Source organism: Clostridium sp. (assembly GCF_026168755.1).
GTDB lineage: Bacteria > Bacillota > Clostridia > Clostridiales > Clostridiaceae > Clostridium.
Map to the genome: position 1 here is coordinate 1 of NZ_JAPFDR010000072.1, position 10,446 is coordinate 10,446.

Annotated in this window: 11 protein-coding genes; 5 read left to right on the forward strand and 6 right to left on the reverse strand. The window is 27.1% G+C overall.

Features of this window, described 5'->3' with window-relative positions; translation table 11 throughout:
• From Q0Y03_RS14475 to Q0Y03_RS14485, 3 genes are all read right to left on the reverse strand, one after another.
• The coding region (locus tag Q0Y03_RS14475) for a SpaA isopeptide-forming pilin-related protein (RefSeq protein ID WP_297714514.1) at positions 1-2,241 on the reverse strand (2,241 nt) is incomplete at its 3' end.
• Positions 2,242-2,672: 431 nt separating this feature from the next.
• A complete protein-coding gene (locus Q0Y03_RS14480; RefSeq protein WP_297714515.1) occupies positions 2,673-3,542 on the reverse strand; it encodes a hypothetical protein in 870 nt (289 codons plus the stop codon).
• 140 nt (positions 3,543-3,682) lie between these two features.
• On the reverse strand, positions 3,683-4,105 hold the full coding sequence (locus tag Q0Y03_RS14485) for a hypothetical protein (protein ID WP_297714516.1): 423 nt from the start codon (positions 4,103-4,105) through the stop codon (positions 3,683-3,685).
• Positions 4,106-4,341: 236 nt separating this feature from the next.
• Between Q0Y03_RS14485 and Q0Y03_RS14490 the strand changes: the two genes are divergently transcribed.
• The gene (locus Q0Y03_RS14490; RefSeq protein WP_297714517.1) at positions 4,342-4,749 is read left to right on the forward strand and encodes a helix-turn-helix transcriptional regulator; all 408 of its coding nucleotides are present in this window, start codon (positions 4,342-4,344) and stop codon (positions 4,747-4,749) included.
• Positions 4,750-4,935: 186 nt separating this feature from the next.
• Positions 4,936-5,289: a JAB domain-containing protein gene (locus tag Q0Y03_RS14495; RefSeq protein WP_297714524.1), complete on the forward strand. Its 354-nt coding sequence runs from the start codon at positions 4,936-4,938 to the stop codon at positions 5,287-5,289.
• A 476-nt stretch (positions 5,290-5,765) separates the two neighbouring features.
• Here the strand turns inward: Q0Y03_RS14495 and Q0Y03_RS14500 are convergent, their stop codons facing one another.
• The 3 genes from Q0Y03_RS14500 to Q0Y03_RS14510 form a co-directional block, all read right to left on the reverse strand.
• Positions 5,766-6,254 carry a hypothetical protein gene (locus Q0Y03_RS14500; RefSeq protein WP_297714518.1) on the reverse strand — a complete coding sequence of 163 codons (489 nt, stop codon included), beginning with the start codon at positions 6,252-6,254 and terminating at the stop codon, positions 5,766-5,768.
• A 164-nt stretch (positions 6,255-6,418) separates the two neighbouring features.
• A complete protein-coding gene (locus Q0Y03_RS14505; RefSeq protein ID WP_297714519.1) occupies positions 6,419-6,733 on the reverse strand; it encodes a hypothetical protein in 315 nt (104 codons plus the stop codon).
• A gap of 12 nt (positions 6,734-6,745) precedes the next feature.
• Positions 6,746-7,681, reverse strand: a complete 936-nt coding sequence (locus Q0Y03_RS14510) for a ParM/StbA family protein (RefSeq protein WP_297714520.1) — start codon at positions 7,679-7,681, stop codon at positions 6,746-6,748.
• A 735-nt stretch (positions 7,682-8,416) separates the two neighbouring features.
• Between Q0Y03_RS14510 and Q0Y03_RS14515 the strand changes: the two genes are divergently transcribed.
• From Q0Y03_RS14515 to Q0Y03_RS14525, 3 genes are all read left to right on the forward strand, one after another.
• Positions 8,417-8,635, forward strand: a complete 219-nt coding sequence (locus tag Q0Y03_RS14515) for a hypothetical protein (RefSeq protein WP_297714521.1) — start codon at positions 8,417-8,419, stop codon at positions 8,633-8,635.
• Between the two features lie 79 nt (positions 8,636-8,714).
• Positions 8,715-9,467 (forward strand): ParA family protein, encoded by a 753-nt coding sequence (locus Q0Y03_RS14520; protein ID WP_297714522.1) that lies wholly within the window; start codon positions 8,715-8,717, stop codon positions 9,465-9,467.
• Between the two features lie 68 nt (positions 9,468-9,535).
• Positions 9,536-10,321, forward strand: a complete 786-nt coding sequence (locus Q0Y03_RS14525) for a ParB/RepB/Spo0J family partition protein (protein ID WP_297714523.1) — start codon at positions 9,536-9,538, stop codon at positions 10,319-10,321.
• Positions 10,322-10,446 lie beyond the last annotated feature (125 nt).

Sequence of the window (10,446 nt, forward strand, 5' to 3'; positions counted from 1 at the left end):
ATCACCCTCAAATTCTGAATAACTCATCCCCATATTTGTTGTATTAGAAATAACATTTATAGTGTTATCTGACTTAACTTCAAACACAAATTCATTTTTATTTACTTCATAACCTTCAGGAGCTTCAAACTCAACTATTTTGTGAATACCTTGAGTTAAACCTCTAATAACTACTTCACCATTTGAACCAGTTTGTAAGTCTTCTATACTTCCGTCAGGCAAACTGTGTTTAAACTTAGCATTAGGTATTAAAGTTGAAGTCCCACTTTGAATTTTCTTTATTTTAAATTCTAATACATCCTCTTTTACTATTGGTTCATTATAAGTGTCAACCCCCTCTGCTGTACCATTAGGAGTTATTCTTCTTACAAAAATCTCTGAATTTATCTTATATCCAATAGGTGCTTTAGTTTCTTGTATTGTTAAAGTCCCTAATGGTAATGTAGGTATTCCCTGGCTATTATACCAAAAACTATCTCCAGATACTTTGTAAGAATCATTTAATCTACAACGTCCATTAGAATCTGTTTTTAGTATCCAAGTTTTTGTAGGATTAACTCCTAGTTCCCCTGGATTAACACCATCGTTATATTCTCCCCCATAGAATTTAATAGTAAATTGAGCATCAGCTAATGTACCTTTTCCTTGAGGAGATGCATTACCTGTGTCAGAATCAACTTTATTTAATATAATACTAACTGGGTCAGTTTGTGGTCTGTCAGTAAAGTTTCTTGTAGCTTTACTACCTGAAGCTACTGTAATAGAGTAAATATTATTATCTAAAGCATATCCCTTTGGAGCCTTAGTTTCTTTAATATAATAAGTTCCTGCATCTAAAGATATTTCTTGTGACCAACCATTAGAACCTATCACAAGAGTTGCTACATGACCAGTTGCATTAGAACCAGTATATACCCCATATTCTGCCCCTACTATAGAGTAGTAGTTATTCCCATTTGTAATAGATGGATCAGCAGAAGATTTAGATATTTGAAGAGAACCCTTAGGATTATATCTCCAATAAGCTATTGATTGAAGAGCCGAATTTGATGGATCTCCAATATAAGCTTTAAAAGAAGATGGTGGAGATGGTAATCCTGAAACTGCATTTGTTAATCTTACACCCATAGTTCTTGTAGTCCCATGTCTAAGATTAGATATTGCCATAGCAGTTCCTAATCTTAAAGAATTGTAAGTCCAACCACTAATTTGAGCTGGTCCTTCTGAACCATAATACAATATCTTTCTAATAGTATCATTTGTTACCTCTGTTATAGTATTTAAAATAGTACCTGATGGTAGGTCTGTCTTATGATGGTCAGCACAGAATGCTGCTCTACCATCTACAGAATAAACACCAGTCTGTCCCATAAAAATACCACCTTCATAATATGTAACACTATTTTCAGGTGCAGATATATTAGTATGATTAGGACGCATTACTGTCGCACTTCTAGCAAATCTACTATCTAACATTTCTACATCGTAACCTAATTTAGAAAACATAGCGTACCTTGGTAATAAGCTATACTTTGGATCTACCCCACTATATCTATTAAATAAATCATTAATAGAAGTAATTGAATTAGATGATAACCTAATAAGAGTAAGTAAATCACCTAAATAAGTATCTTCTAAGTCATGAATATACTCATGCTTAAAGAAAAACTCACTATCTACATAACTTTCTAGCTTATGAGTAGCTACTAAAGACTTTCTAAATTCTAATGACTCTAAAGAACTATAATTACCTGCTTCATATTCTGCGATAAGCTTCTTAGCTATCTCTGATACCTCTTTTTCTTCTTTAATATCATTATCTACTTCATCTTTAGTTTCTTCTTTTATATCATTGTTAACTTCTTCTTTGGTTTCTTTCTCAAAGTTTACCTCAACAAAAGTACCATCAGATTTTGTACTAACATCATATATCCTACTGTTTTCACTTTCTCCAACCTGAGAATCAACCCCACTTACAGCTGATATTAAGTAGCCATCATCAGGAGTTACTGTTAATTTCAAATCACTATTTACAGTTGCATCAGCTCTTAATACATCTTCACTTTCTAAGGAATATTCTGAATAGCCATCATCAACAATAACAGTACCTTTACCATTAACTTTGATTTCTAACTTAGCAACTTCTTCTATAGTTTGTGCTTGTGCTTTTATATCACTACCCATTCCTATAAAAATGCACATAGTTAGAACTAAACTTAAAATTCTTTTAAGTTTTCTCACCGTCATTCCCCCTTACATTTTTTCATTTTCAACTTTTTCTGTGCAATACTTACAAACATGATCTCCATTTGATACAATAGTTCCACACATTACACCAGTATTCATTTCAATTCCCCCCTTTTTCAATTCATTAAATTATGCAATTAAAAAACTCCAACCATGTTAAATAGTTGAAGTTCTTTATGTTACATAATTTTTGCATTAAAAAACACCTAAATTAATAGGTGTTTTTAATCAAATTAGCTTATCAAGTTTTTGTGTCCTTCGGGAACACATTTTAATATTTTTATTACTATAGAAAACATCTTAATTTCTAGGTGTTTATCATACAGAATAAAATCACTATCATAACCGCATTTATAATTAATGCTATTTTTAATATAATTTCAAAATATTTATCAAAAAATTTTTGTATCTTTTTATAAATCATACTATTTAGTTTCACCACAAATACTACACTTATATCCAGTAATAACAGTTTCATTCCAAGCTGCTTTATCAACAACCCATTTATTTTCATATACTGCATCATGATTTATTTTATTAGTCCCTACTTGAACTCTCTTCCACTCTTCTCTCCAGCTCCCCTTTCCACCATTTAATAAATGTTCTTCTACATGATCATAGCAATTAGATGCATTTAATTCTGCTCCACAATCATTACATATCATAACCTCTCTATCTTCATAAACTGGAACTTCTTCTGTCCATGCTTCACTAATTAAAACTTTCTCGTAATGTCCTTGCTCCTTATGCTGTATTACGCTAGTAATTGGAATCCAGTTATGAGCATGAGTTTGTGAACTACTACTTGAAGATGAAAAACCTGTTGATGGCTTACTATTTGTAATACTTCCTGAATTTTGAGAACTATTGCTTACCACACTATTTGATGTCCCATTACTTATATTATTAATAGTTGAATTACTACTATTACTTTCTTTATTATTATCCACATTATCTACATTACTTTTATTAATAACACTTTCCGATGTAGATTCCTTTTCGTGGCTTGTACTATTTTCATTATTATGATTACAATTTTCATCATGTACATGATTATCATAAACTTCAACTACTTCTTTATTTTCACTTATATCTTCTATAGTTAATTCTTCACTTTTTATTCCTTTTTCATCTTCTAATATTTTTTCATTTTTTTGACTTCCTACTAATGTTTTATTATCTTGAACAAGATTACTATATAATATTGTTACTCCTGCTATTGTTATTATTAATACTCCACTTATTGCCATTAATTTTTTATTTTTTAATATTTCTTTTATTTTTTCTAACTTCATAAAAAACACCTCTTGTTTTGTGTTCCTAGGGAACACTTTTTATTTATTGGGGAGATACTTCTCCCCTTGATAAACTTACAGTCCATTATTAATTTTTGCAATTATTTTTTGTAATCCCTTTTTCATAAGCCTGTAAATTATTAACTAATTTCTTTACTATATAAAAATGTTTTATTATACTGTCTAATTTCTTCATTACCTAATCTTTTAGGCATATCCAAAGTATATTCATATCCATCTCTATTAGATTTTTCTATATCTAAAACTAAATCTCCTAAAGAATTAGTTTTATATGCTGATAAACTTGATTTAACAAGTGATCTATTGCTCATAAATTTACTACTTTCATAGTTTATTGCCTTATTTATTTCTCTTAACTCTATTTGTTTTAGTTTTCTATTACTTTCAAATATTACTTTTTTCCTTTTCAAATATTGTATTCTTTTTTGCACTGCTTCCTTTGTTCTATTTAATTTTATTGAAATATCTAAAGCTGTGCAACCATTGTTAAACATAATTGTTAATAATTCATCATCTTTTTTCCAACTTCCCTTATTAACCATAATTCCTCCTAAAAAAGTATATAGTTCACCCAAACCGCTAGGGTGGAAAATTCCCTTTTCTCATGTTATATTTTAAAGTTTTTTGTTTTATTCTGTCGAATGATGTGTTTTTATAATAACATATTTAAAACACTTTTGTCAATTTTTTTATTACTTTAGTAACTTTTTTATTTACTTTTTGTTTTATACTTATTTTAATCATTAACTTAGGTTATAAATATAATAGGGTGATGTATATGTATTTAGAAAATTTTCCAGAAAAACTAAAAAAAATAAGATTGTCTAATAATTTAACTCAAAGTCAATTGGCTGAAATACTTGAAACTACTAAACAAGCTATTTCTGCCTATGAGTCTGGGAAAGTTGCTCCCTCACTTAATTCATTGATTAAATTATCTGAAAATTTCAATATATCATTAGATTCTTTAGTTTTTGATAATGAATATCAATCAAAACTTATAAATTTAAATTCTATTGATATTGAACTTGAATTATTAAGTATTAGAAGTAAAATAGATTCTGTTTTACCTTTAATTGCAAAAAATAATAAATTTAATGAAGAATTTTCAGATGAATATACTATTGATGATTTTTCTAAATATACAAGTAAAATAGCTGAAGATGTTGATAAATATATACCTTAATAAAAAATAGTAAGATAATATAACTTTATATTATCTTACTATTTTTATTATTTTCTTATATAATATTTCTGAAAATTTTTATTCTATTACAAGGAGATTTTATATGAAAAAAATTTATATTCAAGAAACAATACTAAAAAAAATAAAAGATTTTTCTCATTAAGAAAAAAACTTAATTCTGCTGAAATCACTTATAAATATATAAAACCATTTTATGTGAATTTTGATAAAGAAATTTTAGTTGCAATTACTTTAGATTCAAAAAACTATGTAACTTCTATATCTATAGTATCAATAGGTACAATAAATACTTTGCATACTACTCCCGTTGAAGTTTTTAAAACTGCTATAATAACTAACTCTATCAGTATCCTTCTAGTTCACAATCATCCTAGTGGAGATCCTACTCCAAGTAAAACTGATATTGAGGAAACCTTACGTTTTGTTGAGTCTGGTGAATTATTAGGAATCAAACTTTTAGATCACATAATACTTGGAGATAATACGTTCTTTAGTTTCAAAAAAAATAATATTATTTAATATAAATTAATTTTTTGTTTATTTTAAATTTATTTTTGATATAATATAAATAAGAAAAGGTTAGTGCTACTAACACTAACCTAATCAGAACATTTTTAGCTTTCGGGCTATTGGTGAAATTTAATGATTTTTAAATTAAGAAAAAAAGTACGCTATTTGCTAGATGGGTGCTTTTTTTCTTTGCTTTGGATTTTTATATTCAAACCAAGTATCTTTACTTGTAATTCCAAAGAAAAGTCCTTGTTATGTTTCAATATCATTCTAATCAGAGCTAATACTATAACTCCTATTATTATAATCTCCTGCATCTCCAATACCACCACCTTTCGCTCATTAGTGATAAATCACCAATAGCCAAGGTGGAGAAATGTCCAAACCACCGTATCCATCTATATACGGTTATATGAATATAATTATATCATACTTCTTCATTATATTCATATAAAATAATAAAGTGTTCCTAGGGAACACTTTTTCTATTTATTCATAAAATCTAATAATGCTATTGCTATACAATCTTTTTGACATAATTTATTTTCTTTACAATAGCCTACAAATTTATCCATTACATTCTTATATGTTTTAAATGATCTAGCTTTTATTTCACCTTCCAGTTTATAATCTGTATTCATCTTGTTATAATTTTTTGCAATAACTTTTAATATCTTTATTTCTTCTTGTGTTAAAAAGTGTTCTTCGGGAACACTTTTCGTTTTATTATCATTTTTAATAATATCTTGTTTTGTTTTTTTAACACCTGGTATCCCCTTAATATTACCATTATTTTCTTTTATTTTTATATATTGTCTTTTATTATTACTAAATTTATACCCATTTCTATTTAGCTTTTTTCTTATTGAATCTTTTCCAACTTTCATTTCTTTTTCTATTTGAGTCATAGATAAACCATTCCTCATTTTATCATTAACATATTTAACAAGTTCATCAATCTTAATATCGCCCATATAAATCCCACCTTATAACATAATATAACATTATCATAACACTTTTTTCTAAATTTTAGCAGATTATTTATCATAAAACATATAATAGCAGATTAGTTTTTACTAATCTGCTATTATATCACATTTTAAAATTTATAAACTATAATTGTAAAATAATATAACTATTAATCAGGTATATCACTTACTAAGTCATTAATAGAATTATCGTAATCAGTATTTGCTTTCTCTATTGCTATTTCTTCATAAAAACTCTTTTTATCTTCACGCAATCTATCTAATACTTTTTCTACTATTTTATTAATATCTATATTAGAATGTACATTACTCGTTGCATTATTATTTCCCTTTAGAATTGCCCATTCTAAGACTATTCTTTCTAAACTAGCTGAATCACTTGAAAGCTTTCTATCTTCTTTATTTTCCTTAACAATTTTTAAAGTTTCTTCTTCTATTGTATAAGTCTTACTTATCTTAGCCATTTTAGTATCTCCTTATTTAAAGATCTTTGTACCTACAATATAAAGACCTTTAGCAGTTGCCATTTGTGGTGCTTCTACTAAAGTACCATTATATATTTTCATTCTTTGAGTAGTTCCACCACCAAAATAAATATCCATTTCTTCAGTATTAACCCAATAACTATCGACTTCTTGAGCTACTTTTTCTGAAAGTATTCTATAACCTTTTTCTTTTAATTTATCATAATCACCAATATTACTATCTATTTCAAATAGCTCTTTAGATAAGTTAAATTTATCATTTAATTCTCTTTGTACATATTCAAGAGCTGTCTTATTTCCTAGTTCAAGTGATTTAGACTTTTTATCATTAAACTTCATACCTTTATCAAAGTATGTAAATTCTGTAGTTCTAAATCCTACTGTTACCATTCCAATAGGCTTATTAGTAGTTGTTCTATCTCTTAACTCCCAAAATAACGCTGCATCTGATTCTCTGAATATTGATATATCTTCTATTAAAACATTCTTATAACGCTTAGTTATATTATTAATTATCTTTATAGTTTTCCCTTTATAGGCTTCTATTACTTCTGTTAAGGTTCTTTTATTATAAGATTTATTGGGAACACCTAATACAAGTTTAACCTTATCTGCTACTGCTAACTTATCTAATAGAGCATATAATAACTTTTCGGCAGTTAATGTAACCTTAGATTCCATATTATTTGATGTCGGTGAATATCCTTCTACTTCTGCTAATATACCAGCAAAGTATTCATATCCATCAACTTCTAAATATATAGGATCTTTATAATCATCAAATTCTATTTCTCTACCAAGACTAACTATAGACTTAAAACAACACTCACTAGCTTCTCTATTGTAAACCGTATAACCTTTTACATATCCACGTCCAATATCAGCTCCTATTATTTGAGATTCTTGATTTATAATATTCTTTTCCATTTTTACACCTCATTTTTTTATTTCCTAATTACTATAAAAATATAGTAACACATAAAAATTGTTATGTCAATGCTATATCAATATTGCATAACTTTAATTTTCAGAAACATTTATATATCATTGTTATATCAATTTAATAATCATTTTATATTGTTATAACATTGTTATACAAATTTATTTTGTTTGTTCAATTGTTATATCAATTTCAAATATTCTAAAAATTAATATCATTAAAAGTAGTTCTTATATCAATACCATTGTACCATTATTTTACATTAATTGTGGGTAATTGATTACTTCATTAATAATTAAATTTTTTATCTATACTAGCACTAATCCCATCACCCACTTATAACTTTTCAATAAGTCAAGTTATTCTATTGATTTAGCTTGTTCCATCTACCGAGCGACCAATCTAAAACAAAGAATAGCTAAACTTATTTTTACTATAAGCGTGTACCCGATGGAGTGCATCTAAATAGGTAAGAAGTCCTTAGGGACTTCTTTTTTTATCTTGTTTTTTTGAGGCACTAGCCTATCATATTTCCGTTCAAGTTGTAAAGCCATTCCATAAAATTTTTTGTCGGCCAACTTGATCTGCAGTTAGCAGCCAAAAATTTTTATTCCATTTTCCTTTACAACTCACTCCAATATGTAGTCTTAGGCTCAACAAAAAAACAACAACACGAGGTGCTAACCGAGAGTGTTTAACTTAAATGAAAGGATTGAGTTAAAATGAGAGATTATAATATTTTCTTATCTGCTACTGATAAAAAGATAGCTGATAAATCAAAAATGAGAGTTGACCTTTTAGGGGATATGAAAATTAAAGATATTGAGGAATTAAAAGATTTTAAAATTTTATATGTTTCCCAAGGGTATGAAGATTTTGTATCTATTAAGGGAGAGAGGATACCTCGTAAAGTTAGATATATCCAAATTTTTAAAAAGTAATTAATAGATGTTCCCAAGGGACACCAACAATATAAATACATAATCAGAAAAATTATTTAAAAGAAAGAAGGATTTAATTATGAAAAAAGTATCAATTTTTAATATAAAAGGTGGAGTTGCAAAAACAACATCTACAGCAAATTTAGGGGCTTGTTTAAGCAAACAAAATAAGAAAGTATTATTAGTAGACCTTGACCCTCAAAGTAATCTTACAAAACTTTTTAAAGCGTATAGTATGGACGATTTATCAGTATCAGATGTTTTATTAGATAAAGATTTAGATATAAATAAAGTTATCAAAAAAACAGATTTTGAAAATATAGAAATAATACCTAGTAATGTTACTCTAGCTTTTACTGAAAAGAAAATTCTTTTAGATGTTAATAGAAGTCAACAAAATAGACTAGCAAAGGCTCTAGCAAAAATTAATGATGAATATGATTATTGCTTAATAGATTGCCCTCCAAGTCTTAATATGATTACTGTAAATTCTCTATGTGCAAGTGATGAAGTATTTGTACCAGTTAAAATAGATAAATTTGCACTTGATGGACTTGAATATTTATTAGAAAGTATTCAAGAGATAAAAGAAGAATTTAATCCTAATCTTAACTTCAAAGGTTGCTTTATTACAATGGATACGGCAACAACAGTAAATAGGGTAATAAAGAAAGAACTTAAAAATTTATTAGGTGATAAGATATTTAATACTACAATAAAACAAAATGTAAAAGTAATAGAAAGTACATTTGATGAATGTCCAGTAGTATTTGGTAATAAAAAAGCTAGGGCAAGTATCAATTATAGAGATTTATGTAAAGAAGTATTTTAAAAATGTAGGTGTCCCTCGGGGACACCCACCAATAAAAAATAGTTAAATAAAGAAAGGTTGTTATAAATATGAGTAAGAAGTTTTCACTAAGTCAAGGAATGTTAAATCAAGTATCACAAAATGTTAAGAAAGCAAATGAGATTGAAGCTAAAAACAACTTCAATGTTCAATATATAGATATAAAAGATATTGAAAGAAATAAGAAAAATTTCTATGAAATAGTGAATGTAGATGAACTGGCAGAAGATATTAAAATGAATGGATTAAATCATAATTTAGTAGTTAGAAAATTAGATAATGGAAAATATGAGTTAATAAGTGGTGAAAGAAGATATACTGCTCTTACACAATTAGTTGAACAAGGAAATGAAATATTTGCTTTAGCTCCTTGTAAAGTTATTGAAGCAAATGATATTGATAGTGAAATAATTCTTATTCAAGCTAATGCTCAAACTAGAGAGTTAACAGAAATAGAAAAGCTTGAACAAGTAAAAAGGCTTACTGAACTATATAAAACTAAAAAGAAAAATGGTGAGAAAGTTCCAGGAAAGATAAGAGAAATAATTGCCAATGACTTAAAATTATCTTCAACCCAAGTAGGAAGATATGAAAGAATAAATAAAAATCTTATTCCCGAACTTAGTGATATATTAAAAAGTGGTGGACTTACAATCGCTAATGCAAGTGAATTTGCAAGTTTAAGTGAAGAAAACCAAAAGGTAATTTTAGATATAATAAATAATAAAGTTGAAATTAGTAAAGACGAAGCTACGGAATTAAAAATAAAACTAAAAAAACTTGAACAAGAAAAAGCAGATGAACTTAAAAAGATAGAAAGTTATAAATTGCAATAACAAATTGAACTAATTTCTGTTTATGACTTAAATACTTGAATTTACTTAGATTGAATAGATTTTATCTAGATATATTTCAAATAGTTCTTCTGGAGTTTTATAGTTTAGTATTCTCCTTGGAAGAG

Coding starts and splice junctions, on each gene's coding strand:
- Q0Y03_RS14485 (WP_297714516.1), bottom strand. CDS start 4,105: ATGGTTAATAAGGGAAGTTGGAAAAAAGATGATGAATTATTAACAATT.
- Q0Y03_RS14490 (WP_297714517.1), top strand. CDS start 4,342: ATGTATTTAGAAAATTTTCCAGAAAAACTAAAAAAAATAAGATTGTCT.
- Q0Y03_RS14480 (WP_297714515.1), bottom strand. CDS start 3,542: ATGAAGTTAGAAAAAATAAAAGAAATATTAAAAAATAAAAAATTAATG.
- Q0Y03_RS14515 (WP_297714521.1), top strand. CDS start 8,417: ATGAGAGATTATAATATTTTCTTATCTGCTACTGATAAAAAGATAGCT.
- Q0Y03_RS14525 (WP_297714523.1), top strand. CDS start 9,536: ATGAGTAAGAAGTTTTCACTAAGTCAAGGAATGTTAAATCAAGTATCA.
- Q0Y03_RS14510 (WP_297714520.1), bottom strand. CDS start 7,681: ATGGAAAAGAATATTATAAATCAAGAATCTCAAATAATAGGAGCTGAT.
- Q0Y03_RS14505 (WP_297714519.1), bottom strand. CDS start 6,733: ATGGCTAAGATAAGTAAGACTTATACAATAGAAGAAGAAACTTTAAAA.
- Q0Y03_RS14520 (WP_297714522.1), top strand. CDS start 8,715: ATGAAAAAAGTATCAATTTTTAATATAAAAGGTGGAGTTGCAAAAACA.
- Q0Y03_RS14500 (WP_297714518.1), bottom strand. CDS start 6,254: ATGGGCGATATTAAGATTGATGAACTTGTTAAATATGTTAATGATAAA.